18 protein-coding genes are annotated in these 24285 nt (G+C 69.3%); 8 read left to right on the forward strand and 10 right to left on the reverse strand.

Annotated elements, in window-relative coordinates; translation table 11 throughout:
- The first annotated feature begins 12 nt into the window (after nucleotides 1–12).
- The 4 genes from dcm to HRU81_10920 all read left to right on the forward strand — a co-directional run bounded on the left by dcm (nucleotide 13) and on the right by HRU81_10920 (nucleotide 5338).
- A complete protein-coding gene (dcm, locus tag HRU81_10905) occupies nucleotides 13–1302 on the forward strand; it encodes a DNA (cytosine-5-)-methyltransferase (protein ID QOJ32573.1) in 1290 nt (429 codons plus the stop codon).
- A 58-nt stretch (nucleotides 1303–1360) separates the two neighbouring features.
- Nucleotides 1361–1777, forward strand: coding sequence for a DNA mismatch endonuclease Vsr (gene vsr / locus HRU81_10910; GenBank protein QOJ32574.1), 417 nt, complete (start codon nucleotides 1361–1363; stop codon nucleotides 1775–1777).
- Nucleotides 1777–3168 carry an MvaI/BcnI restriction endonuclease family protein gene (locus HRU81_10915; GenBank protein ID QOJ32575.1) on the forward strand — a complete coding sequence of 464 codons (1392 nt, stop codon included), beginning with the start codon at nucleotides 1777–1779 and terminating at the stop codon, nucleotides 3166–3168. Before vsr ends, HRU81_10915 begins: the two co-directional genes overlap by 1 nt.
- Before the next feature lie 250 nt (nucleotides 3169–3418).
- The gene (locus tag HRU81_10920) at nucleotides 3419–5338 is read left to right on the forward strand and encodes an ATP-binding cassette domain-containing protein (protein ID QOJ32576.1); all 1920 of its coding nucleotides are present in this window, start codon (nucleotides 3419–3421) and stop codon (nucleotides 5336–5338) included.
- Between the two features lie 152 nt (nucleotides 5339–5490).
- On the opposite strand, the gene HRU81_10925 is transcribed toward HRU81_10920, so the two are convergent.
- A complete protein-coding gene (locus tag HRU81_10925; protein QOJ32577.1) occupies nucleotides 5491–7116 on the reverse strand; it encodes a class I SAM-dependent methyltransferase in 1626 nt (541 codons plus the stop codon).
- A gap of 175 nt (nucleotides 7117–7291) precedes the next feature.
- Here HRU81_10925 and HRU81_10930 point away from each other — a divergent pair, with 175 nt between their 5' ends.
- A complete protein-coding gene (locus HRU81_10930; protein QOJ32578.1) occupies nucleotides 7292–10222 on the forward strand; it encodes a PQQ-dependent sugar dehydrogenase in 2931 nt (976 codons plus the stop codon).
- Here HRU81_10930 and HRU81_10935 read toward each other — a convergent pair.
- From HRU81_10935 to HRU81_10950, 4 genes are all read right to left on the reverse strand, one after another.
- Nucleotides 10197–11237 carry an RNA methyltransferase gene (locus tag HRU81_10935; protein QOJ32579.1) on the reverse strand — a complete coding sequence of 347 codons (1041 nt, stop codon included), beginning with the start codon at nucleotides 11235–11237 and terminating at the stop codon, nucleotides 10197–10199. The genes HRU81_10930 and HRU81_10935 overlap by 26 nt on opposite strands.
- A gap of 74 nt (nucleotides 11238–11311) precedes the next feature.
- Nucleotides 11312–11863 (reverse strand): DNA-3-methyladenine glycosylase, encoded by a 552-nt coding sequence (locus HRU81_10940; GenBank protein QOJ32580.1) that lies wholly within the window; start codon nucleotides 11861–11863, stop codon nucleotides 11312–11314.
- A gap of 25 nt (nucleotides 11864–11888) precedes the next feature.
- The gene (locus tag HRU81_10945; GenBank protein ID QOJ32581.1) at nucleotides 11889–13316 is read right to left on the reverse strand and encodes a hypothetical protein; all 1428 of its coding nucleotides are present in this window, start codon (nucleotides 13314–13316) and stop codon (nucleotides 11889–11891) included.
- A 59-nt stretch (nucleotides 13317–13375) separates the two neighbouring features.
- Complete coding sequence (locus HRU81_10950; GenBank protein ID QOJ32582.1) at nucleotides 13376–14341, reverse strand: hypothetical protein; 966 nt, start codon at nucleotides 14339–14341, stop codon at nucleotides 13376–13378.
- Between the two features lie 220 nt (nucleotides 14342–14561).
- On the opposite strand from HRU81_10950, the gene HRU81_10955 reads away from it, so the two are divergent.
- Both HRU81_10955 and HRU81_10960 read left to right on the forward strand, forming a co-directional pair.
- On the forward strand, nucleotides 14562–15218 hold the full coding sequence (locus HRU81_10955) for a response regulator transcription factor (protein QOJ33381.1): 657 nt from the start codon (nucleotides 14562–14564) through the stop codon (nucleotides 15216–15218).
- A gap of 3 nt (nucleotides 15219–15221) precedes the next feature.
- On the forward strand, nucleotides 15222–16574 hold the full coding sequence (locus HRU81_10960; protein QOJ32583.1) for a HAMP domain-containing protein: 1353 nt from the start codon (nucleotides 15222–15224) through the stop codon (nucleotides 16572–16574).
- Nucleotides 16575–16584: 10 nt separating this feature from the next.
- On the opposite strand, the gene HRU81_10965 is transcribed toward HRU81_10960, so the two are convergent.
- Nucleotides 16585–17073, reverse strand: a complete 489-nt coding sequence (locus HRU81_10965; GenBank protein QOJ32584.1) for a protein-export chaperone SecB — start codon at nucleotides 17071–17073, stop codon at nucleotides 16585–16587.
- Between the two features lie 65 nt (nucleotides 17074–17138).
- Here HRU81_10965 and hrpB point away from each other — a divergent pair, with 65 nt between their 5' ends.
- Complete coding sequence (hrpB, locus tag HRU81_10970; protein QOJ32585.1) at nucleotides 17139–19646, forward strand: ATP-dependent helicase HrpB; 2508 nt, start codon at nucleotides 17139–17141, stop codon at nucleotides 19644–19646.
- A 38-nt stretch (nucleotides 19647–19684) separates the two neighbouring features.
- On the opposite strand, the gene HRU81_10975 is transcribed toward hrpB, so the two are convergent.
- From HRU81_10975 to HRU81_10990, 4 genes are all read right to left on the reverse strand, one after another.
- Nucleotides 19685–19912, reverse strand: coding sequence for an amphi-Trp domain-containing protein (locus HRU81_10975; protein QOJ32586.1), 228 nt, complete (start codon nucleotides 19910–19912; stop codon nucleotides 19685–19687).
- A gap of 59 nt (nucleotides 19913–19971) precedes the next feature.
- A complete protein-coding gene (locus tag HRU81_10980) occupies nucleotides 19972–22095 on the reverse strand; it encodes a TonB-dependent receptor (GenBank protein QOJ32587.1) in 2124 nt (707 codons plus the stop codon).
- A 201-nt stretch (nucleotides 22096–22296) separates the two neighbouring features.
- Nucleotides 22297–22944, reverse strand: a complete 648-nt coding sequence (locus tag HRU81_10985; GenBank protein ID QOJ32588.1) for a hypothetical protein — start codon at nucleotides 22942–22944, stop codon at nucleotides 22297–22299.
- A gap of 82 nt (nucleotides 22945–23026) precedes the next feature.
- Nucleotides 23027–24274 (reverse strand): hypothetical protein, encoded by a 1248-nt coding sequence (locus HRU81_10990; GenBank protein ID QOJ32589.1) that lies wholly within the window; start codon nucleotides 24272–24274, stop codon nucleotides 23027–23029.
- Nucleotides 24275–24285 lie beyond the last annotated feature (11 nt).

Here is a 24285-nt window from a genome sequence, read left to right on the forward strand (position 1 = left end):
GGAAGGGACATAATGTCCGCAGATCGTCCCTGTCTGATCTTGAGCCGGAGTTGTGCCGTGGAAGACCCGATTCAGCTGCTCACTTCCCTGCGCGGTCGCTACAACCAGAGAGAGTTGGCGGAAGCACTGGGCATTACCACTCGTACGCTGCGTCGCTGGGAAACACGGGAAACCGAGCCACCGCCGTATCTGGTGGATGCCATTCGTCAGCGTCTGCTGCCGCTTGCAGGCAGCCTTGATGCCGGCAATTGCGCCTTCAGCTTCATCGACCTATTCGCGGGAATCGGCGGCATCCGCATGGCTTTCGAGGTGCACGGCGGGCGGTGCGTGTTCACCAGCGAGTGGAATTCATGGGCCCAGAAAACCTATCTCGCCAATTTCCCCAACTCTGCCCATGCGTTGGCAGGCGATATCACCAATGTAGCTGAACACGATGTTCCAGATCACGACGTTCTGCTGGCGGGCTTTCCATGCCAGCCGTTCAGCATCGCGGGAGTCTCGAAGAAAAATGCTCTCGGACGTGCTCACGGATTCGCGGACGAGACGCAGGGAACCCTGTTCTTCGATGTGGCGCGAATCATCGCCGCCAAGCGTCCTGCCGCCTTCCTCCTGGAGAACGTGAAAAACCTGGTCAGCCACGACAAAGGCAACACGTTTCGCGTTATCAAGAGGGTTCTGGAAGAAGATCTCGGCTACCACATTCACTTTAAAGTGATCGACGGCGCACATTTCGTTCCGCAGCATCGCGAGCGCATACTGATAGTGGGGTTCTCGGAGAAGATCGACTTCGATTGGGCGGATGTGATGCTTCCGGAGAAGAAACCCGTCCTTTCCTCCATCTTGCATCCCCAGGATGGCAGCGAGCGCGCAGAGAGCCACTACACGTTTGGCCCAAAGGCCGAGGTAGACGGTCGCTACACGCTCACGCCGAAACTATGGGCGTATCTGAAAGGCTATGCCGCCAAGCACAAGGCTGCGGGCAACGGGTTCGGCTACGGGCTGGTGAACGGTGACAGCGTCGCGCGCACGCTTTCGGCCAGGTACTACAAGGACGGCTCGGAAATTCTGGTTTCGCAGGGGCCGCGCAGCCTCCCCAGGCGGCTGACCCCGCGCGAATGCGCTCGACTCATGGGATTCCCGGACAATTTCGTAATTCCGGTGAGTGACACACAGGCCTACAAGCAATTCGGCAACAGCGTGGTCGTGCCGGTCATGCGCGAGGTTGCCCGAGTGATGCTACCTCGCATCCGGAAACTGATCGACCCGGAGTTGGCAAGACAGAAATCTCTTCTGGCAGCGTAGCAGCAGGGCGCATGCCCCTGTATCGCAGCCGTTTTGCGATTCCGGAGAGGGCTTGCTGATGGATGTCGTGGACCGAGGCACGCGAAGCCGGATGATGTCGGGAATTCGCGGCAAGAACACGAAGCCCGAGCGCACCGTACGCAGCTTTCTTCACCGGGCCGGATTCCGTTTCCGCCTGCACGCGAATCTGCCAGGCAGACCTGATGTGACGCTTCCGCGATTTCGTGCTGTCGTGTTCGTGCATGGTTGCTTCTGGCATCGGCACCCCGACTGCCGGTACTCGACGACACCCGCCAGCAATATCGCATTCTGGCAAGCGAAGTTTGCAGAAAACAGGAAGCGGGACGCGCTGGTGAAACAGCAGCTCCGCCGACTGGGCTGGCGGGTACACGTCGTGTGGTCATGCGAAGTGAATCAACGGAAGATGGATGCGCTTATCGCACGACTTCGGTCAGACGAGAGAAAGGTACGGTAGTGGCGGAAAGCGAAGATCGGGACAAGTGGCTATCCGAAATCGACTTGGCGACAATTTTCCGGTTGATGAAGGATAACGGCACCACCGAAATTCTCTACAAAGTACTTCCGCGAAACGCCAACAGCAAGAACCAAGTCTACCTTGCACCTGACCTGTCGCACTTGGGCAAGATTCCGTCCGGAGAGGTGACTCTCCATCAATCCACAACCAGCAAGCGCGGTGGGGTCGCTGCGGTATACCGTTCCGCACTGGACTTCTCCTGGATCAGCAAGGATGGGCGCCCATGCCAAGCGCCGGATGCCAAGCTCATCTTCTACCCCCAGTATCCGGAAGTTCGCTTTTCAGGATTCCTCGCGGGCTGCAGTGATCCACCGTCATCACTGTACGATAAAAGAAAGCGCGGCGAGGAGCCAGGTCGAGTACTCGTCTTCGGCGTGGGAAGCGGAAAACGGATAATGGGCATGACGCTCCCGCCGGAATCACCCGCTGCGCATGAGATTGCTGTCCATCATCCGCGCGATGCCTACGGCATGTTCTTCATCCTGCCGATTCCCGGAATAGCAGAAGGTGACGGCTTCGTTGACCTGATGCACAAGTTATGCGTCATCCATCGCCGTGACTGGGTACCATCACGCCGCCTCGACAAGAATGGTGTTCTGGTTCCGTGCAACGCACCGAACTGCAACGGCAATACGCTGGAATCCCTGCTCGGAATTCGTTCGAATGGATATTCACAGCCGGATTTCCGCGGATGGGAGATCAAGGCCCGGAGCGTGCCGAATTCGGCCGCACCAAGCAGCAGCGTGGTAACTCTATTCACGCCGGAGCCGACGTCCGGCGTCTACGTTCATGACGGACTTCAGGCTTTCATGCGCCTATATGGATATGTAGATACCATGGGTCGGCCGGATCGTCTGAATTTTGGTGGGCTGTACCGTGCCAATGGCACCGCTCACGCCAGAACGAGCCTGCGCATGGTGCTGGAAGGCTTCAATGCCGAGGAAGGAACCTACTCCCCGACCGGTGCCATTCGGTTGCTGGACATCGAGGACCGGGAGGCCATGGGTTGGTCGTTTGCGAAGCTGATCGACCACTGGAAAGCAAAGCATGCTCACGCCGCTTTCGTGCCGGCACAGCAACGACTGGAACCCGAGCGGCAGTACCGCTTCGGGCGAAGCATCCTGCTGGGTGAGGGAGCCGAGTTCGGCCGTTTTCTCGCTGCGGTGGACGCGGGAAAGGTGTACTACGACCCGGGCATCAAGCTTGAAAAGGTGTCCACGGAAAGACCTTCTGCAAAGCGACGCAGCCAGTTCAGGGTCAACAGCAAGGACATCCCCAGGCTGTATGAGTCAAGTCGTGTCGTCGATGCATGCGAACAGGCAAACTGCTGACGCTGGTTGACGCCTGGTAAAGGTTGAAGGAGGCAAGGCGGTCGAGCAGCTGGTCGTGGAGGGTGAAGATGCATCCAAGCCGCTTGATGTAACAGCGCAAGCATTTGGCATGCCGCGGTCCAGACGGGTGGCCCGACCACAGCGGTGTCGAGATCCGTCAGATCTTCCGAATTGCGTTTCGCATCGGCTGTCAGGGCTGCGGGCCCGACAATCGCCCCACTCCCTCTTTCACTTCTTTGGCAAGAACCCCATGGCCCTCGTCCGCCTCAACCGCGTCTCCCTCGCCTTCGGTGATGTGCCGGTCTTCACCGATGTGGATTTCTCCATCGAGCCGGGCGAGCGGGTCTGCGTCATCGGCCGCAACGGCGCCGGCAAGACCACGCTGTTGCGGCTGGTCACCGGGGAGCTGCAGCCGGATTCCGGCGAGGTGGCGCCGCGCAAGGATCTCGTCGTCAGCACGCTGGAGCAGGAGCTGCCGGCGGACGAGGGCCTGACGGTACGCGAGGTGGTGGCCGGCGGGCTGGCGGGGCTGCAGGCACTGGTGGACCGCTTCGAGGCGCTGGCCCGTGCGGGCAATCCGGCGCAGGCGACGACGCTGGCGGAACTGCAGCAGCGCATCGACCTGCTGGATGGCTGGCAGATCGGCCAGCGGGTGGAAGCCATGATGAGCGAGCTGGCGCTGCCGCCGGGGCGGCGGCTCGGCGAGCTCTCCGGTGGCTGGCGCCGCCGCGTGGGGCTGGCACGGGCGCTGGTGTCGCGGCCTGACCTGCTGCTGCTCGACGAGCCCACCAACCACCTCGACATCGCCAGCATCGAGTGGCTGGAATCGCGCATCCAGCGCTACGGCGGTGCCGTGCTGTTCATCAGCCACGACCGCGCCTTCCTCGACCGCATCGCCACCCGCATCGTCGAGCTCGACCGCGGCCGGCTCATCAGCTTCCCGGGCAACTACCTGGAGTTTCTCGGCCGGCGCGAGCAGCTCGCCGCCGACGAGCAGGCGCACAACGCGCTGTTCGACAGGAAGCTCGCCGCCGAGGAAACCTGGATCCGCCAGGGCATCAAGGCACGGCGCACCCGCAACGAGGGCCGGGTGCGCGCGCTGATGAAGCTGCGCGAGCAGCGTGCCGCACGCCTCTCTCCGGTGCGCAAGCCGCGCATCGCCATCGAGGGCGCCGAGCCCTCGGGCCGCAAGGTCATCGAGGCCCGCGGCATCGGCCACGGCTTCGGCGGGCACTGGCTGTTCCGCGACCTGTCGGTGAAGTTGATGCGTGGCGAGCGGCTCGGCCTCATCGGCAACAACGGCGTCGGCAAGACCACGCTGCTGCGCATCCTGCTGGGCGAGATCGCCCCGCAGGAAGGCTCGGTGAAGCTGGGCACCGGCATCGAGACCGGCTACTTCGGCCAGCTGCGCGAGAGCCTCGATCCCGACAGGACCGTCGCCCAGGTGGTCGGCGACGGCTACGATTTCGTCAGGCTCGGTGGCCGTGACGTGCACATCATCGGCTACCTGCAGGGTTTCCTGTTCAGCGCCCGGCGCGCCATGACGCCCGTGCGGGCGCTTTCCGGCGGCGAGCGCAACCGCGTCATCCTCGCGCGCCTGTTCACCCGCCCCAGCAACCTGCTGGTGCTCGACGAACCGACCAACGACCTCGATGTCGAGACCCTGGAAGTGCTCGAGGAGCAGCTGCGCCAGTACGACGGCACGCTCATCGTCGTCAGCCACGACCGCATGTTCATGGACAACGTGGTCACCAGCACCCTGGCCTTCGAGGCCGGCGGCCGGGTGCGCCGCTACCCGGGCGGCTACTCCGACTGGCTGGCCCAGGGCGACGAGCTGGCGGTGGCGGAGGATCCGCCGGATGCGGCCGGCGCAGCCGACGCCACGGCACCGGCGCGCGCCGCAGTGGCGGTCGCCGCGATACCGCGCCCTCCTGCCCGGCCCAGGCTCAGCTACAAGGACCAGCGTGAACTCGACGGCCTGGTGCCGCGCATCGAGGCCCTCGAGGCGGAGATCGCCGCGCTCGAGCGCGAGGTGGCGGCGCCGGACTTCTACGCCCGGGGATGGGAGCGCAGCGCCCCGGTGCTCGCCGCGCTGGAAGCCCGGCAGCAGGAGCACGAAGCCGCCACCGCCCGCTGGGTGGAACTCGAAGACCGCCGCCTGGGGAAATAGGTGCCAGTGTTACGGTTACGGTAACCTGCCCCGCCGACCTGATGACCTCCTGGCACTCGGGCTGACGCCATCGACCTGATCCAGCAGCGTCCGGCGGTTACCGTAACCGTAACACCGGCACCTGCTTCTCGGTCGCCGGCCGCTGCGGTGCTTCAGCCGAGACGCAGCCAGAAGGTCTTGAGATGCGCCGGCTCGTCCCGTGTCACCGGGAAATCCGGCGGCTGCGGCGCGTAGTGGGTGGCCTCGATGCGGCGCCCACCGGCGGCCACCGCCTCGCGCACCGTCGCCACGAAGGCCTCCGCCGGCAGCCTGGCCGTGTTCGCGCAGGCCAGCAGCACGCCGCCCGGCGCCAGCAACGGCAGCGCGGCGGCCACCAGCCGCCCGTAGTCCGCCTCGACGCGGAAGCGCCCCTGCGCCTTCGACTGCGAGAAGGTGGGCGGGTCGAGGACCAGCGCATCGTGGCGCCGCCCCTTGCGGGCCAGGCGGCGGAACCAGTCGAAGGCATCGCCGTAGATGAAATCGTGGGCAGCGGGATCGAGGCCGTTGAGGATGAAGTTGCGCCGCCCCCAGTCGAGATAGCGCTGCGAGAGATCGAGGCTGGTGACCCGCGCGCCGCCCAGCGCGGCGCAGACCGAGAAGCCGCAGGTGTAGGCGAAGGCATTGAGCACCTCGGGCGCGGTGCAGCCCGCGGCGTACAGCGGGAAGCCCGCTGCCACATGCCCGGTGAGGAAGCGCCGCCGGTTGTCGCGCTGGTCGAGGAACAGGCCGGTGGAATAGCCTTCGCCGAAGCCGAGTTCGTAGCGCACGCCGTTCTCGCGCACCGTGAAGCGCTCCGGCGCGATGCCGCCGTCGAGGTGACGGGGGCTGGCGTCCTCCGCCGCCAGCCGGCGGACCTGGCGGTCGAGGCGCTTGTGGTAGCGACCATCCGCCGGCAGCGCGGCGAGGAGCCGCCGCTCGTCCGCCGACGGTTCGTGTTGCGACTGTGCCAGCAGGAAGCCGCCGAGCCGCTCCACGTACAGCCCGGGCTGGCCATCGGCGGCGCCATGCAGCAGGCGGCAGGCATCGGTGGCCGCCGGATCGATGAAGGCCGCGCGCAGCGCCGCGCGCCGGTCCGCGGGAAAATCCGCCGGCGACTCGAAGCCGACCGGTTCGCCGGAAGCCGGATGCCGCAGCGTGAGCGACTGGGCATGCAGGCAGAGCCGTGGCGCCGGCCCGCCGCCATAGAGCGCATCACCCAGCACCGGGAAGCCGCTGGCCGCCGCATGCACGCGCACCTGGTGGGTGCGGCCGGTGACCGGCTCCGCCATCACCGCCGCGTACGGCCTGCCGCCCGGGCCGTCCATCGCACCGGCCGGCCGGAAGACGGTGATGGCGGATTCGCCGCCGCGGCCGGCCGGCTGCACGATCTGGCGGTCTCCCGCACGGGCCAGTGCCGCGTCCACCCGCAGCTCCCCCGCGGGTGCCGCGCGATCGGTGAGCAGCAGGTAGCGCTTGTGTACCTCGCGGGCAGCGAACTGCGCGGTGAGCGAGCGGCTCGCCAGCGGTGTCTTCGCGAAGACCATGACGCCGGAGGTGTCGCGGTCGAGCCGGTGAACGATGGCGAGTCCCGCCCAGCGTGGCTCGCGGTCACGCAACCACTCGTAGATGCCCTCGCCGGCGAACGGCGCCGGTGCATGCGTGTTCCAGCCGGCGGGCTTGAGCACCACCAGCAGCTGCTCGTCCTCGTGCAGGACGCAGGGCGCTGTGGCGCGGGCAGCCGGGCTGGCGATGTCGTGCACGGAGGTCTGGATGCCGCGGGCTGGTGGATGTGCCGGGTACTCTAGCCGACCCGCACCGTTGCTGACGAGCAGCGAAACGCCTGCGGGATTCTGTCGAACCGTTCCGCTTTTCCGACAGCGCTTCCGTGACACAATGCCGCCCGCACGTGACGCTGCTTCCGGAGTGCGCGAACCCATGACCCGACCTGCCTTGCCCTGGCGGCACTGGCCCGCCCTGCTTTCACTCGTCCTCACTGCCTGCGGCGGCGGTGGCGGCGGCACCGGCGGCGGGAATGGCTCCGGCACGACACCCCCCGGGCCGCCGACGATCTCGATCGGCAACGCCAGCCTGGCGGAAGGCAATTCCGGCACCACGACCATGACCTTCACCGTGTCGCTGAGCGCGGCGGCCACCGGTACCGTCACCGTGGACTACACGGTCGCCGCGGGCACCGCCACGGCGGGCGAGGACTACACCGATCCCGGCCCGGGCACGCTGAGCTTCCCGGCCGGCACCACCTCGCGCAGCATCGCCGTGACCATCCATGGCGACCTGGTCCCCGAAGCCGACGAGACCTTCCAGGTGCAGCTCGCCAATGCGGTCGGCGCCACCATTGCCACCGGCACCGCCACCGGCACCATCCGGAACGACGACACGCTGCCCAACCTGTCGGTCACCGGCAGCAGCGTCAGCGAGGGCAACAGCGGCACCAAGCCACTGGCCTTCACCATCAGCCTGAACCCGGCCGCGGCCACCACGGTCAGCGTCGACTACGCCACCGCCAACGGCAATGCGCTGGCCGGCAGCGACTACGTCGCCACCAGCGGCACGGTGACGTTCCCGGCCGGCACCACCTCGCAGGTGGTCACCGTCACCGTCAACGGCGACACCGACGCGGAGACCGATGAATCCTTCTCGCTGGTCCTCGCCAACCCCTCCGGCGCGGTGATCCTGCAGGGCACGGCACAGGGCACCATCGGCAACGACGATGGCACGGCGCTCTTCGGCCTCGACGCCCGGCCGGCCAACCCGAGCGCCAGCGGCTGCGTCGCGCCGCCGCGGCCGACCAGCGGCGCGGGGGTGACGCTCGAGGCATTCAGCGACTACTCGTTCACGCAGCCCACCAAGATCCTGCAGACCCCCGGCGACCCGACGCACTGGTACGTGCTGGAGAAGGCCGGCTACGTGAAGCGCTTCGAGTCCGCCAACGTCACCAGCATCACCACCTTCCTCGACATCCACACGCGGGTGGACGCCCGCGGCGAGGGCGGCCTGCTCGGCATGGCCTTCCACCCGAACTACCCGGCCACGGCCGAGGCCTTCATCGTCTACACCACCCCCGCAAGTGGCGGCAGCGGCTACGAGATGGTGACGCGGGTGGCGCGCCTGAAGCTCGATGGCGGCACCAACCCGCCCGAGGAAGTCCTGCTGACGCTCAACCAGCCGGAGCTCTACCACAAGGGCGGCGAGATCGCCTTCGGGCCGGGCGGCTACCTGTACGTCGGCTTCGGCGACGGCGCCACGGCGCTCGCCGACCGCGACGCCCAGAACATGAAGAAGCTGCTCGGCAAGCTGATCCGCATCGGCGTCAACGGCGTGGCCTTCCCGAACCCCGGCTACACCATTCCGGCGGACAACCCCTACGCCGGCAAGGCCCGCTGCGGCACCACCGGCGGCACCGGCGCCGATGACTGCGCGGAGATCTACGCCTCCGGCTTCCGCAACCCCTGGCGCTGGAGCTTCGACCCGCCTACCGGGCGGCTGTGGCTGGCCGACGTCGGCGAGAAGACCTGGGAGGAGATCGACCTGGTGCAGAAGGGCGGCAACTACGGCTGGCCGGAGCGCGAGGGCGCGCATTGCACACCCGAGCTCTACCCCGGCGGCACCGGCTGCGCCACCACGGCGAACGGCCAGCCGCTGATCGATCCGGTGGCCGAGTACGCACACGACGGCACCAACGGCTCGGTCACGGGCGGCTTCGTCTACCACGGCAGCGCCATCCCCGAGCTGCAGGGCAAGTACCTGTTCGCCGACTTCCTCGGCAATGCCCTGCGGACGGTGACCGACAACGGCGACGGCACCTTCAGCGTCAACTCGCTGACCACCGTCAGCAACGGCATCACGGACTTCGCCCGCGGCCTCGATGGCGAACCCTACCTGGCCGACTTCGACAACGGCGTCGTGCGCAAGATCGTGCTGATGCCGGGCGGCACCGCGTCCGACGAAGTCTGGACCGACCTGGCCGACAGCCCCTGCGTCGATGCCTCCGATCCGTCGCAGCCCGGCCCGGGCCTGATCCCCTACGGGGTCAACGCGCCGTTCTGGTCCGATGGCGTGCACAAGGATCGCTGGCTGGCGATTCCCGACGGCACCACCGTCAGCGTCGATGCCAACCACCACTGGACCTTCCCCAAGGGCTCGGTGATCCTCAAGGTCTTCCGCCTCAACGGCAATCCGATCGAGACCCGCATGTTCATGCGGCATCCGGACGGCGAATGGCGCGGCTACACCTGGGAGTGGAACGGCAGCAGCGCCACCCGCATCAAGGATGGCAAGACCAGGCTGATCGACGGCCAGAACTGGATCTACCCGAGCGAGGCCGACTGCCTGCGCTGCCACACGGCCGCCGCGGGCTACACCCTCGGCCCGGAGACGGCACAGCTCAACGGCGAGCAGCTCTACCCGTCCACCGGCCGCACCGCCAACCAGCTGGCGACGCTGGACCACATCGGCCTGTTCGCCGCGCCCATCGGCAACCCGGGCACGCTGCCGGCACTGGCCAACCCGGAGGTCGGCAGCCAGGCGCTGTCGGCACGGGCACGCGCCTGGCTGCACAGCAACTGCGCGGGCTGCCACCGGCCCGGAGGCCCGACCTCCTCGTCGATGGACCTGCGCTACGACACCCCGCTCGCCGAGACCCACGCCTGCAACGTCGCAGTGGCCGCGGGCGGCAGCTTCACCGATCCGAAGCTGATCAAGCCCGGGGATGCCGCCAACTCGATGGTGCGCGCACGCATCAGCAACCGCGGTCCCTATGCCATGCCGCCGCTCGGCAGCACGGTGGTGGACGCGGCCGCGGTGACGCTGATCACCGACTGGATCAACGGGCTGAGCGGCTGCAACTGAATCCGGCCGCGGGCGCGCCCGGCAAGGCGCGCGCCCGCAGCTGGCCACAGCCCCCGTCCACGTCCTGGGCAGCCGAGCGGCGCAGCTTGGCGAGCACGCCGTGCTGCTGGAGCCGGCGCGCCATGTCCGCGGCGCGCTCCCAGGTCGGCCGCCGGTACGGCAGGCCGTCGACGCGGTTGTACGGGATGAAATTCATCACCGCGTACCTGCCGGCGAGCAGGCGGGCAATGCCCTCCACCTCGTCATCGCCGTCGTTGATGCCTTCGAGCAGGGTCCACTGGTACTGGATCGGGTAGCCGGTGGCGCGCGCGTAGGCCTCGCCCCGCTCCACCAGTTCCTCCGGCGACAGGCGCGGCGCCCTGGGCAGCAGCTGCGCACGCAGCTCCGCCCGCGTGGTATGCAGCGACAGGGCCAGCGCCGGCTTCACCGCCGCGAGCGGCAGCTTCTCGAACACCCGGCGATCCCCGACGGTGGAGAACACCAGGTTCTTGTGGCCGAGGCCGCCCTCGGTGCCGAGCAGCACGATCGCTTCCATCACCCGCTCGAGGTTGTGGGCCGGCTCGCCCATGCCCATGAACACCACGCGCCGCAATGGCCGCCGCGCGCGGGCCAGCGCCACCTGGGCGACGATCTCGGCGCTGCCGAGCTGGCGCAGCAGCCCCGCGCGGCCGGTCATGCAGAACAGGCAGCCCACGGCGCAGCCCACCTGGGTCGAGACGCAGACCCCGTCGCGCGGCAACAGCACGCACTCGACGGCCTGGCCATCGGCGAGGCCGAGCAGCAGCCGCGCCGAGCCATCGGCGGCCGGGTGCTCCTCGCTGACCCGCACCAGGCCTGCGAGCCGCGCCTCGATGTCCGGCAGCGCCGCCTTCAGCCGGGCCGGGAAGGCCGAATCCGCACGGCGCGCGAAGGCCTGCAGCGGCAGCCCCTGCGCCCAGGCGCGCAGCGCCAGCGTCTCGTGGCGCGGGCGCGCGCCGGCGGCGCGCAGTTGCTGTCTGAGGTCGTCGATGTCCATGGTGGCGGCCCATCCTAGCCTATGGCTGGCCCATGACTGGCCGATCACCGACCCGGGGTCGGCTCAGGGTCGGCTCAGGGGCGCGACACCTGCGGACTGCCCTCGATGTAGAAGCGCAGCAGCCGCCGCGCCCAGGGCCCGGCGTAGTCGACGCCGATGCGCGGGCGGCGCACGATGGCAAACGCCGGCCGCTTCGCCGGGCGCGCGATATGGAGATCCGCGCTCAGCAGGTCATGGCCGCTGTGGCGGCGGTCCAGGCCCATCGCCCGGCACAGCAGGCCCGGGCCGTTGCTCCGGCCCTGCAGCCCCTGCACCGGCTCCAGCGCCCGCACCAGCACCGCGCTGGCATGGCCCTCGGCTTCCGTCACCACGTTGAAGCAGTGGTACATGCCGTAGATCAGGTAGACATAGGCGTGGCCGGGTGGCCCAAACATGACTTCGGTGCGCGCGGTGCGGCCCCGCGCCGAATGGGCGGCGAGATCCTGTGGCCCGAGGTAGGCCTCGGTCTCGACGATGCGGCCGATGCGTGCCACGCCGCGCACCAGGTGCACGAGATGCATGCCGAGCAGCTCGCGCGCCACGGTGGTGGTGTCGCGGTCATAGAAGCGGCGGGGCAGCGGGCGCATCGGGTCGATCGGGGCGAAGGCGCGATCAGGCGGCCAGCGCCGCCTCCAGCGCGCGGCGCCAGCGGCCGAAGCGCGCCGCCAGCGCGGCATCCGCCCTGGGCGTGAACCCGCTGCCGGCCGCCGGCCAGGCCTCCGCGCCACCGGCGAGCAGCCAGGCGAGGCCACGGGCGGTGGCCTCGGGCTCCTCGCTGCGCCAGACCGGCAGGCCGGACAGGTCCGCGAGGCGCTGACAGAACAGCGGGTTTGCCGCGAGCCCGCCGGTGAGCACGATACGCTCCAGCGCCGGCCCCTGCTGACGCAGCTCGTCGAGGTTCACCACCAGCAGGAAGACGACGCTCTCGAGTACCGCCAGCGCCCTGGCGCCGGCATCGCCCTCGCCGATGAAGCGCGGCTCGAAGCCGCTCACCCAGTAGGGCGCACCGAGCCCCGACACGCCGTTGAGGAACAGCGGCGGCTCCGGCGCCGCGGTCTGCGCCGCGGCGGCCGCGAGCAGTGCCGCCACCTCCCTGCCCTCGCGTTCCGCGAGCCAGGCGAGCGCGCTGCCCGCGCCGTTCACCGTGCCCTCGAGCATGTAGTCCACGTTCGCCGCATCGGACCACACCACGCTCGCCAGCAGGCGCGGCGCCTCGGGCAGGCGGCCGCGGATGGCGCGCTGCACGAAGGCACCGGTGCCGGCATTGACGTAGGCGGTCGCCGCATCGAGCGGGCCGAAGGCGAAGGGCACCGCGGACTGGTCGCCGGTCACCACAGCGAGCGGCACCTCCATCCCGGCGGCCTCCAGCGTGCCGAAGGCATGGCGGCTGGTCACGCAGCGTGGCAGCACGGCCCGCGGCACACCGAACAGCGCCAGCAGCTCGTCCGACCAGTCGCGCTGGCGCGGGTCCCAGAGCTGGGTGCGCGAGGCATTGGCGGGATCGGCGAGCAGCGGCCGCTCGCGCGCCAGCGCGCTGGTGATGAATGCCGCGAGCGGACCCATCATCAGGTCGCCCGCGGCGGCCGCCCGCCGCACCGCCGGCAGGTGCTCCAGGCACCAGCGCATCTTGCTCGCGCCGTAGTGCGGCGAGAGCACCAGGCCGGTGCGCTCGCGGATCCAGTCGCGGCGCGGCTCCAGGGTCGTGAGCCAGGCGGCGTTGCGCCGGTCCTGCCAGGAGATCACCGGCGCCAGCGCGGCGCCGCTGCCGCGGCTCCAGCAGGCCATGCTCGAGCGCTGGGTGGCGAGCCCGGCCGCGACGATGCCGCGCCCGGCCGCCCGGGCCCGCGCCAGCACCGCCGCCATGGCCGTGCGCAGGGAATCGATCAGTTCGCCGGCATCGTGCTCGACGATGTCGCCAGCCTCGTCCCGCCTCGTGCCGACCGGCGCGAAGGCCTCATCCAGCTTCGTTCCCGCGGAATCGAAGAGGATGGCGCGGCTGGCGTGCCCGCCCTGGTCGAGCGCGAGGTAACAGTTGCCCAAGAAAAAGCCCCCGGGCCTTGCGGGCCCGGGGGCAGACTACGCGGCTCGAACCCCCGTGGCTACCGGGCGGCCTGGCCCGCCTCGCTGGCCAGCTTCTGGCGCGACAGCTCGGCCTTCTTGTGGGCCGGCGTGCGGGCCGCCAGCAGCGCGGCGATGACGATGCCTGCGGTGAGCAGGCTCATCTCCAGCCAGAACTCCTGGGGCTTCTCCCAGAACTCGGTGAACAGGTGCCAGCGCCCCGCGAGTTCCACCACGTTCCAGGCGACGATGGCCGTGGGGATGCCGTAGCGGATGGCCGTGGTCACCTTCCAGAACTTCATCAGCCGCTGGAACAGGTACACCGCCCAGATCACGTTGAGGAAGAAGATGCCGTAGGTCACCGGGTGCTGGTCGCCGAGGATGTTCTCGTCGTAGATGAACAGCAGCAGCAGGTAGAAGAACCAGATGATGTAGATGGTCTCCAGCGCGGTGATCGCCGCGAAGTTGCGCTCGTGCCTGGGGTTGGGCTTGCCGACGCGCAGGCTCAGGTTCCTCTGGAACCAGAGGAAGAAGTTGCACTTGGTCTCCTTGTTGAGGAGGAAGTAGGCAAGCGTGGCGAACATGATGCCGACCGAGGACATCATCACCAGGTACTCGGCCTTGGTGGCGATCTCGCCCGCGACGTTCGGATCCATGAGGTCCTGCACGCCGAGGAAGTCACCGGCCCAGACGAAGGAGAACTCGATCCAGCCGGTCCACAGCAGCGTGCCGGCCCAGAAGCCCAGCCAGGTCGCGGCGACCTCGGAGCGGCTGCGCATGCCGTAGAACAGCATCACCGCCCCCACGGCGCCGAGTGCGAACGCGGACTGCAGCACGTAGCCCGGGCCCGGCCAGACCTCTTCCATGACGATCATCACGGTGTGGCCCAGCGCCTGCACCACGAAGACGATGGCGAAGGCCAGCAGGCCCACCCAGGGCGGCCGGTACAGCAGGTTCATCAGCCGGTTGCCGGACGTCGGGACAGCGCTTGCGCCGGGTGTACTCATGATGCGTGCCTCCTCGGATTTTGCCGCGGCCCGCTTTCCTGTAGGTTAATGGCGGGCGTTCGCGGCCAGTCTAGGAAGGGCGGCGACGGCACAGTGTCAACAGCAGGTCAACAGGACGCAATGACAGGCAATCGTTCCCGTGGGTGAGAACCGCGTCACGGCCAGCGACAGTGCAGCACCGCGGCTGCTGCTGGTCGACGATGACGCGGGCCTGGTGGCCATGCTGCGCGAGTTCCTCGAACTGCAGGGCTTTCGCGTCGACACGCTGCCGGATGCCGAGTCCGCACTGGCGCGCATCGCCACCGATCCGCCCGACCTGCTGGTGCTCGATGTGATGATGCCCGGCATGAGCGGCTTCGAGGCCCTGCGCCAGCTGCGCCAGCGCCCCGAGCACCAGGAGCTGCCGGTCATCATGCTCACCGCCCGCGGCGAGGAGTCCGAGCGCATCGTCGGCCTGCTCGGCGGTGCCGATGACTACCTCGCCAAGCCCTGCAACCCGCTGGAACTGGCGGCGCGGATCCGCGCGGTGCTGAAGCGTTCGCGGGTAGCCGCCCCCGCCGCCCATGTGCTCAGCGCCGGGCCACTGGAGCTGGACCTGCGCACCCGCGTGCTGCGCGCCCAGGGCGCGCCGCTCAACGTCACCGCCGCGGAGATGCGCGTCATGGAGCAGCTGATGCGCAGCCCCGGCGAAGTGCTGTCGCGCGCGCGGCTGACGGAACTGGCGCTCGACCGGCCGATGGAAGCCTATGACCGCAGCATCGACACGCTGGTGAGCAAGCTGCGCCGCAAGCTCGACGAGGCCGGTGTGCCGGGCCGCTGCATCCGCGGCCTGCGCGGCCATGGCTACGTGCTCGATGTGCCGGCCGGGAACGGCTGAACGGTGAACATCCCCGCGCCGCGCATCTATGCCCGGATGGCGTTCTACGTCGGCACCGCGCTGGCGGCCTTTCTCGCGCTGGCCGTCGGCAGCGTCGCGCTGCTCGCCTCGGCCGAGCTCGCCAGCTACGTGCAGACCCGCCAGGGCCCGCTCGGGCAGGAGGCGGCCGCGGTGCTGGCCGAAGGCGGGCGTCCGGCGCTGGAGCGCTGGCTGGCCGGCACGCAGGTGCCGGCCGGCGCCACCGTCTTCGTGCTCGATGCGCAGAGCCGCGACATTCTCGGCCGGACGATGCCGGCCTATCTCGAGGGCTTCGTGCGCAATTCGGTGGTGGGCCCGCCCGACGAGCCCGGCAGCAACTACCGGCCGGTGCGGCTGGCGCCGCAGATCATCGGCCCGGACGGCGCCAGCTACACCTTCCTCGTGCTGCCCAAGGGCATCACCATCTGGGGCAGCCCGGCGATCACCTTCGGGCTGATCCTCGCGGCCCTGCTGGTGGTCGGCACGGTCGCCTGGCTGGTGGCCGGCGCCTTCGGCCGCCCCGTGGGCGAGCTGCAGACCGCGGTGCGCCAGCTCGCCTCCGGCCGGCTCGAGGCGCGGCTGCCCGCGGGCATCACCGGCAGGCGCGACGAACTCGGCGACCTGGCGCGCGACTTCAACACCATGGCCGACCAGATCGTCGGCCTGCTGGAGGGGCGGCAGCAACTGATGGCCGAGCTCTCGCACGAGCTGCGCTCGCCGCTGGCGCGCCTGCAGGCGGCGGTGGCGCTGGCCGCGCATCGCGGCGGCCTCGGCGAGACCGAGCGTGGCCGCATCGAGGAGGAACTCGGGCGCCTCGACCAGGTGATCGGCGACGTGCTGCGCTTCTCGCGCCTGGGCAGTGCCGCGGAGATCCAGCGCCGCCTGGTGCGGGTCGGCGAGCTGCTCGCCGATCTCGTGCGTGTCGAGCAGATCGAGGCCACGGCCCGCGGCTGCGAGCTGCGCCTCGATGTCCGCGACAACCCCACCGTGGTGGGGGACCCCGCGCTCCTGCGCAGCGGGCTGGAGAACATCCTGCGCAATGCCATCCGCTACAGCCCGCCGGGCGCCAGCGTGGAGGTCTCCGCGCGCAGCGAGGGCGGCATGGCGCTGATCGGCATCGCCGACCGCGGACCAGGCGTGCCCGAGGCCTTCCTGCAGCGGATCTTCGAGCCCTACTTCCGCGCCCCGGGCAGCGGCGGGCCGGCCACCGGCACCGGGCTCGGCCTCGCCATCGCGCGGCGCGTGTTCGAGGCCCACGATGGCACGGTCGCGGCGGCGGCAAGGCCGGGCGGTGGCCTGCTGGTCAGCGCAAGGCTGCCGCTGGCGGATTTCGCCTGAGCAGGACGGCTCAGCCGGCGGCCGCTGCGTCCCCGGCCGCCACGGGCACGAGCGGCGGGCAGCTGACACCCAGCCGGAAGCCGGTGAACTGGCTGTTGCCGAGCAGGTCTTCGAGCGCCTGGCGGGCGTAGGGATACAGCCGCGCCGGCGCCCGCGCCGCCACCCAGTCCGCGGCCTCGCCGGCAGCGAGTCCGGCCGTCTTCACCACGGCGGTCTGCTCGATGCCCGCCGTGAACAGCGGCGCCTCGCCGGCCCGGCCCACCGCGCGCAGCACCAGCACGACCGCGAAGGCGCCGTTCGCCAGCGGTTCCTGCTGGTAGCCCGCCGTCACCGCGACCTGCGGCGGCGCGGAGACCGGCGCACCGAGATCGAGCTGCGACTCGAAGCGGACCGCGCGCAGCAGCACGGCCGCCAGCTCGATGCCGGGCGCGGTGCCGGTGGCGCCGTTGCCGGCACCGTTACCGGCACCGTTCACTGGATCGGGAGATGGCATGGTCATGGGCAGGATCGCCGGCTCACTCGGGAAGCATGGATTATGCGGCCTGCGGCCACCCACGTTCTAGAATGCGCGCCGTGAGCGCCACGCCCCTGCCCATCACCGAGGCCCTGCCCGCGCTGCACGCCGCGCTGGCCGCGGGCAATGCCGTGCTGCACGCGCCCCCCGGCGCCGGCAAGAGCACGGGCGTGCCACCGGCCCTGCTCGCGGCACCCTGGCTCGCCGGCCGGCGCATCCTCATGCTCGAGCCGCGCCGCCTCGCCGCGCGCGCCGTGGCCGCGCGCATCGCCAGCCTGCTCGGCGAGCGCGTCGGCGACACCGCGGGCTACCGCATGCGCATGGACAGCCGCGTCGGCCCGCGGACCCGCATCGAGGTGGTGACCGAGGGCATCCTCACCCGCCAGCTGCAGCGCGACCCGGCGCTGGAGCAGGTCGGCTGCGTGATCTTCGACGAGTTCCACGAGCGCAGCCTGCAGGCCGACCTCGGCCTCGCGCTGGTGCTCGATTGCCAGCGCCACCTGCGCCCGGACCTGCGGGTGCTGGTGATGTCGGCGACGCTGGACACCGCGGCCGTGGCCCGCCTGCTCGGCAGCGATGCGGTGATCGGCGCGCCGGGCCTCTCCTACCCGGTGGAGACGCGCTACCTGCCGCGCCCGACCGACGAGTACCCCGACCGCCTCGCCGCGGGTGCGGTGCGCCGCGCGCTGGCCGAGGAAGCCGGCGACATCCTCGTGTTCCTGCCCGGGGCGGGCGAGATCCGCCGCGTGGCCGGCGCGCTGGGCGAGGTGGCACTGCCGCGGGGCACGAGCGTGCGGCCGCTCCATGGCGACCTCTCGCAGGATGAACAGGACCGCGCCATCGCCCCGGGCCCGCCCGGCGAGCGCAAGGTGGTGCTCGCCACCAACATCGCCGAGACCAGCCTCACCATCGAAGGCGTGCGCGTGGTGATCGATGCCGGCCTCGAGCGGCGCGCGCGCTTCGACCCGGGCAGCGGCATGAGCCGCCTGGAGACGCTGCGCATCGCGCGCGCCTCCGCCGACCAGCGCCGTGGCCGCGCAGGAAGGCTCGGACCAGGTGTGTGCCTGCGCCTGTGGACCGAGGCCCAGCATCGCGCGCTCGCCGCCCACGCGCCGCCGGAGATCCTCGAGGCCGACCTCGCGCCACTGGCCCTGGAACTCGCCGCCTGGGGCGCGAGCGATGCGGCCGCGCTCGCCTGGCTCGATGCGCCGCCGCCCGGCACGCTGGCGCAGGCGCGCGAGCTGCTCACCGCGCTCGGCGCGCTCGATGCCGCCGGCCGCATCAGTGAACACGGCCGCGAGATGGCCCGCCTCGGCACGCATCCCCGCCTCGCCCACCTCCTGCTCCGCGGAGCGCAGGCCGGTGCCGGTGTGACGGCTTCGGTTCTCGCCGCCCTGCTCGGCGAGCGCGACATCCTGCGCGGTCGCGCGCGCGATGCCGACATCCGCAGCCGCCTCGAACTGCTCGGCCCCGGCGGCTCCGGCGGCGACGCCGACCAGCAGGCCCTGCGCCATGCCCGCCGCACGGCCGAGTTCTTCCGCCGCCAGCTGCGCCTCGCGCCTGCCGACACGCAGATCGACATGCAGCAGGCGGGCTGGCTCCTCGCCTGCGCCTACCCGGACCGCATCGGCCGCTGGCGCGAGCCGCGTTCCGGCCGCTACCAGCTCGCCAACGGCCGCGGCGCGCACTTCGGCGAACCGCAGGCGCTGGCGACCGCGGAGTACATCGTCGCCGCCGAACTCGACGCCGGCGGGCGCGATGCGCGCATCTTCCTCGCCGCGCCGCTCACCGCGGCGGAGATCGACCAGCACTTCGCGACGCAGATCGTCACGGACGAGCACATCGCCTGGGATTCGCGCGAGCAGGCCGTGCTGGCGCGCCGCCAGCGACGTCTCGGTGAATTGCTGCTCGATGACTCCCCGCTCGCCCGCCCGGACAGCGCCGCGGTGGCCGCCGCGATGCTCGAGGGCATCCGCGAACTCGGCATCGGCGCCCTGCCCTGGAGCCGCGAGCTGCGCAGCTGGCAGGCGCGGATCGCGCTGCTGCGCCGGGTGGAGAGCAACCCCCGCGAACCCTGGCCCGACGTCAGCGACGCCGCGCTGCTCGCCAGCCTCGAGTCCTGGCTGCTGCCCTGGCTCGACGGCCTCTCGCGCCGCGACCACCTCGCGCGACTGCCCCTCGCCGACGCCCTGCACGCCATCCTCGGCTACGAGCGCCAGCGCCGCCTCGACGAGCTCGCACCCACCCACCTCGCCGTGCCCAGCGGCTCGCGCATCGCGCTCGACTACCAGGACGGCGACACGCCGAGTCTCGCCGTGCGGCTGCAGGAATGCTTCGGCCTCGCCGACACCCCGCGCATCGCCGGCGGCCGCGTCCCGGTGCTGATGAAACTGCTCTCCCCCGCGCAACGCCCGGTGCAGGTCACGCAGGACCTGAAGAGTTTCTGGGAGCGCGGTTACCCGGAGGTCAGGAAGGAACTCAAGGGCCGCTACCCGAAGCACTACTGGCCCGACGACCCCTGGCAGGCGCAGCCTACGCGGCGGGTGCGGCCGCGGTGAGCGGATCGGCATTCACGGCGGCGCAATGAGATCGCCGCTCACTCCACCCCCGACCACTTGATCTGGAACTCGATCTCCTCCTCGCCGCCCGAGCGCTCGTGCTCGATGTTGAACACCGCACGGGCCGGGACGAACACCCGCTCGCCGGCGACCTGGATGGCGAAGCGTTCGCCCTTCTCGATGGCATCGGCCAGGCGCCGCAGCTTCTCCACGAACCGGGCCTTGGGATAGCTCTTTTCGATGTCTCGTTTGCGTTTTTTTGCCAAGTTCGGTTTCCTTTGAATGGCGGTGCTCAAAAAGGTGACTGGCACCTTAATTCACCGGATCAGAAGTGATAGGCGACCTGGGCGCCCACGGTCCTCGGTGCCGCGAGGATGCCGAACGGGCGCCCCACCTCGACCGCCGATTCCAGGATGGTCGCGTAGTAGAACTCGTCCAGCAGGTTTTTGCCGAAAACGGCCGCCTCCCAGTGCTCGTCCTCGCTCGTCACGCTGATCCGCGCGTCGAGCAGGTTCAGGGCCGGCTGCTCGGAGCGGCTGCGGTTGAAAGCGTTGAAGTAGCTCGAATCCTGGTACCGGTAGTCCACCCGGTAGACGATCGACCCGATGTCGAAGAAAGCCTGCGTGTACGCCATGCCCAGGGTGGCAGCGAAGGTCGGCGCCCTCGGCAGCTCGTTGCCTGCCAGGTTGACCGATGGTACCGATGGCTGCGTCGGATCCTGGGTGACGAACTCGTCGTACTCGGTGTGCAGCAGTGACACCGCTGCGTTGATGTCGAATCCCTCCATGGGTCGCGCAACCACTTCCGCCTCCACGCCATAGATGGTCGCGTCCGCCGCATTCTTGATGGTGCCGACGAACTGCTCGAATACCGAGACCTGCATGTCCGTGTAGTCGTAGTAGAAAGTCGACAGGCTGGCCTGCATGCGCCCATCCATGAGCTTCGCCTTGACACCGCCATCCAGCACCCAGACCTCCTCCGGCGCGTAGCTCGGCTGGTAGCCGTTGAAGACGAAGCCGCCGCTCTTGAAGCCCTTGGTCAGGTTGGCATAGAGCAGCGTGTCCGCGTCCAGCGAATACTCGACGCCGAACTTGGGTGTCCAGGCATCGTCGTCACGGCTCATGTCCTGCGTCTGTACATTGCCGAAACCGAAGTCCGAGACCTGCAGCGCGTCGCGTTGCTCATCGCTGTAGCGCAGGCCGAACGTCAGGCGCAGCTGCTCGGTGAGACTGTAGGTGGCCTGACCGAAGGCCGCATAGGCCTCGGTCTTCATGTCTGCACGATGGTCGATATCGAAGCCGAAGGCCGGCAGATCGATGAACACCCGCGACGTGCCGTCATCGTGGAAATAATAGAGGCCCACCAGCCACTCCAGCGGCGTCGTCGAATTGGAGGCCAGCCTCAGTTCCTGGCTGAACTGGTCGAACTCGGAATCATCGTAGAAGTTCTGGAAATAGCCATTGGTCGAGTCGCCGTCGAACAGCGAGTAGAAATCGGTGTCGCGATAGCCGGTTATCGACGTCAGTGTCGAACTGCCCGTGTCCCAGTTGACCTGGAGGACAGCGCTGTGCTGCTTCTGGCTCATGACGTCCTCGGTATCATGGGCAACCGCGCGCCTGTCGACCGGATCGTAGCCGTTGTATGGCGGCAGCTCGAACAGCGACGGCGTGCTCTCGAGGATCTTGAACGGCGCCTGGCGATTGTCGGCATCCGAGAAGTCGGCGATCAGGTCGACCGTCAGCGTCTCCATCGGCAGGTAGCGCAGCCGCAGGCGCGCTGCGTCGAGGTCCTGGTCGTCGAGGTCCTTCCCCGGCGCCTCGTTGCGCGTGTAGCCATCGCGCTGGCTGGTGAAACCGCTGACCCGCGCCAGCAGCTTGTCCTCGACGAGCGGGGCGTTCAGCGTCGCGCCGAGGCGGTAGTGGTGGTAGCTCCCGTACTCGGCCTGGACATCGCCGCCGAATTCGGCGGTCGGCGCCCGGGTCACGATGTTGATCGCACCGCCCGTGGCATTGCGGCCATATAGCGTGCCCTGTGGCCCGCGCAGCAGTTCCACGCGCTCGACGTCGTAGAGATCGAAGTTGGCCGCGGAAGTCCTCGCCACGTACTGGCCATCGATGTTCAGGGCCACGCCCGGGTCGCCGCCCGAGGTCAGGTTCTCCGTGCCGACGCCGCGCACGAAGATCTTCGACACCAGCTCCTGGTTGACGATCAGTGTCGGTGTCAGCATGCCGACTTCGTTGATGTCGCGGGTTACCGCCGCGTGCAGTGTGTCGGTGTCGAATGCCGACACCGCCGCCGGCGTCTCCATCAGGCTGGTCTCGCGTTTCTCGGCGGTGACGACGATCTCCTCGATGCGTCCGCTGTCACTGGCGGCCATCGCCGCAGCACTGCAGCCCAGCAGAGACAGGATGTGCAGGAGCTTCTGGCCGGTGAGCCTTGAATCGAACATGACGGGAGTCCTCCCCTGTTGGCGTTCGACGTGCAGCACCGTACCCAACATGCGGCACCCCCGCCACCGGATGCTACGCCTGTCGGCGCGAAGCACAAGGTCACGCGGACAGCAGTTCCGTCAGGGAGTCACCCACCCGCTCCACCACGCTCGCCCAATCTCCCGCCACCGGCTGGCGGAACAGCCGCATGCGGACGCAGCTTACCTGAGCGGCTCCTGCCGGCCCTTGCCCGAAAGCCGGGCGACGAACTGGCCGCTCGCCGGATCCACGCACCAGCCGCGGGTCAGGCCCGTCGCCTCGTCGCCGTCGGCGTCCGACCACAGTACCCAGCACTCGTGCGCCTGCGGCAGGGCCTCGTCGCGCTGGAAGCGCAGACCGAACTGCGCCGAATCTCCGGGATCGAAGCCCGCGGCACGCGCGGCGTCCCAGGCCTGCGGGCTGTCGACGAAGCCGGTGGCAACCGGCTTCATCAGCACGCACTCCTCGCCCGTGCCGACATTCTCGACACGGCCGCTGGCCAGCGCGCGGATGCGGGTGCAGGCACCCCTGGCGCGTGATTGCACGTCGTAGAACCAGAAAGCGTGCCGCGGCCCGTCGGCGAGGCTCGTAGCCACCCCGGCGAGTTCGGCGTCGGGCGCCCACTTCTGCGCCTCGGCCAGTGCCTCGTCCAGCATGGCACGGGCGGTAATCCCGTCCGCGCTGCCTTCTGCGGCTGGCGCCGGCGTGGGCGCGACCGGAGCCGCTGCATCTGGCGCCACGTCGGCCGCTGGCGGCGGCTTGCCTCCGTCACCGCAGGCGCCGAGCGCGGCAGCCACCAACGTATACAGGAACATGCGGGTGCTGGTCATGGTGTCTCTCCCGGAAAAAGGATCAAGGGGTAACCTGGCGACCATCGAAGAGTCGGGGATTGCCGAACCGGAGGGTGAGGCTTCAGTCGAGAGGACCAGCCGGATACAGCCGCAGCTTGTCGATGCCCACGTAGTAACCGCTCGACTGCGCGTACTTCCCGGTGATCATCAGGCTGACCCGCCGCTGCCCCGCCTGCAGCGGAAAGGTGCCAAGCTGCACCGGACCGCTCGTCATGACCTGCGGCGCCATGCCGTCGAAGGTCACTTCGCTTGGCTTGCCGTCCACCTCGAACTGAATCTGGCCGTAGTCCGGCGCGCGAGTCATGTAGATCTCCAGCGCGTACTTCGATGCAGCCGGGACGTCCACCAGCAGGTCGAGTACCGCACCCGGCGCACCCTCGCTCCAGAACAGCTGCGCGCCACCACCCCAGCCGCTGCCGAAGCCCGACATCTGCTGCACGCGTGCCTGTCCGCCAACCAGCTCATAGGCGCCCGAGGTCACCAGGGCCTCGCCCTCGATCTCCATCTGCGTCGCGCGCGCCAGGCCGGGCGCGGCGCTGGCCACGCGCTGCCCGCTGCCCGCCACCGGTGAAGTGGCACGGCGCGCGTCTGTTGGCCGGCCCGTTGCGGCCCCGGCACCCCGCTGCATCTCCCCGATCACGGCCGCCCGGCCCGCCGCGTCCTGGGGCGGCTGGTCCGCGCGCACGATACCCGTGCCGGCGCCGCCAACGGCGCCACCGACGGGCGCGGCATCGCCCACGGTCACATCCGCGGGCATGGACTTGCTCGCCACGACATCGGGCTTGGGCTTCGACGGCGGCGGAGGCTGGCTCGGCGGGGGCAGGGCCGAGAGCGCCTGGGCTTCGGCCAGCGAGAGCTTCTTCGCGGACCAGAACTCGGCATTCGTCAGCAGCTTGTAGATGCCGCCCGACTTGACGTCCACCTGCACCTTCACGGGACCGCACTTTGCGGCCCCGCCGGGCGGATCCTTCAGGAACGGATCCTGGGAGCAGGTCGCCTGCGCATGACGATCGGCGGTCGAATCACCCGTGATCTTGAGCCGCTCCACGGCTTCACCAGTCTGCCGGTCCCAGCTCGCGCTCCCGAGGTAGGTGAAGGACAGCGCGTAGTTCTTTGTCGTCGAACTCCCGGGGCTGGACTCGGTCTCGCTCCAGGTGTAGCTGCAGTCGCCAGTAGTCTTGTAACTGTGCTTGTTGCCGATGACTCCGGATGCGCCCTTCAGGGTCGGGCTGGAGCACGTGATCGCGACGGCCGGCGACGCGAGGCCAATCGACAGCACAAAAACGCAACAGTGCAGATATCGGCGCATGAACACTTCCC

This window comes from Gammaproteobacteria bacterium, from assembly GCA_015709695.1.
In the GTDB taxonomy this organism is placed as follows: Bacteria; Pseudomonadota; Gammaproteobacteria; order Steroidobacterales.

Excerpts from the sequence above, each read along its gene's own strand:
- dcm (QOJ32573.1), top strand. The coding sequence starts at position 13 with ATGTCCGCAGATCGTCCCTGTCTGATCTTGAGCCGGAGTTGTGCCGTG.
- vsr (QOJ32574.1), top strand. The coding sequence starts at position 1,361 with ATGGATGTCGTGGACCGAGGCACGCGAAGCCGGATGATGTCGGGAATT.
- HRU81_10920 (QOJ32576.1), top strand. The coding sequence starts at position 3,419 with ATGGCCCTCGTCCGCCTCAACCGCGTCTCCCTCGCCTTCGGTGATGTG.
- HRU81_10930 (QOJ32578.1), top strand. The coding sequence starts at position 7,292 with ATGACCCGACCTGCCTTGCCCTGGCGGCACTGGCCCGCCCTGCTTTCA.
- HRU81_10935 (QOJ32579.1), bottom strand. The coding sequence starts at position 11,237 with ATGGACATCGACGACCTCAGACAGCAACTGCGCGCCGCCGGCGCGCGC.
- HRU81_10940 (QOJ32580.1), bottom strand. The coding sequence starts at position 11,863 with ATGCGCCCGCTGCCCCGCCGCTTCTATGACCGCGACACCACCACCGTG.
- HRU81_10950 (QOJ32582.1), bottom strand. The coding sequence starts at position 14,341 with ATGAGTACACCCGGCGCAAGCGCTGTCCCGACGTCCGGCAACCGGCTG.
- HRU81_10955 (QOJ33381.1), top strand. The coding sequence starts at position 14,562 with ATGCTGCGCGAGTTCCTCGAACTGCAGGGCTTTCGCGTCGACACGCTG.
- HRU81_10965 (QOJ32584.1), bottom strand. The coding sequence starts at position 17,073 with ATGACCATGCCATCTCCCGATCCAGTGAACGGTGCCGGTAACGGTGCC.
- hrpB (QOJ32585.1), top strand. The coding sequence starts at position 17,139 with ATGCGCGCCGTGAGCGCCACGCCCCTGCCCATCACCGAGGCCCTGCCC.
- HRU81_10980 (QOJ32587.1), bottom strand. The coding sequence starts at position 22,095 with ATGTTCGATTCAAGGCTCACCGGCCAGAAGCTCCTGCACATCCTGTCT.
- HRU81_10985 (QOJ32588.1), bottom strand. The coding sequence starts at position 22,944 with ATGACCAGCACCCGCATGTTCCTGTATACGTTGGTGGCTGCCGCGCTC.
- HRU81_10990 (QOJ32589.1), bottom strand. The coding sequence starts at position 24,274 with ATGCGCCGATATCTGCACTGTTGCGTTTTTGTGCTGTCGATTGGCCTC.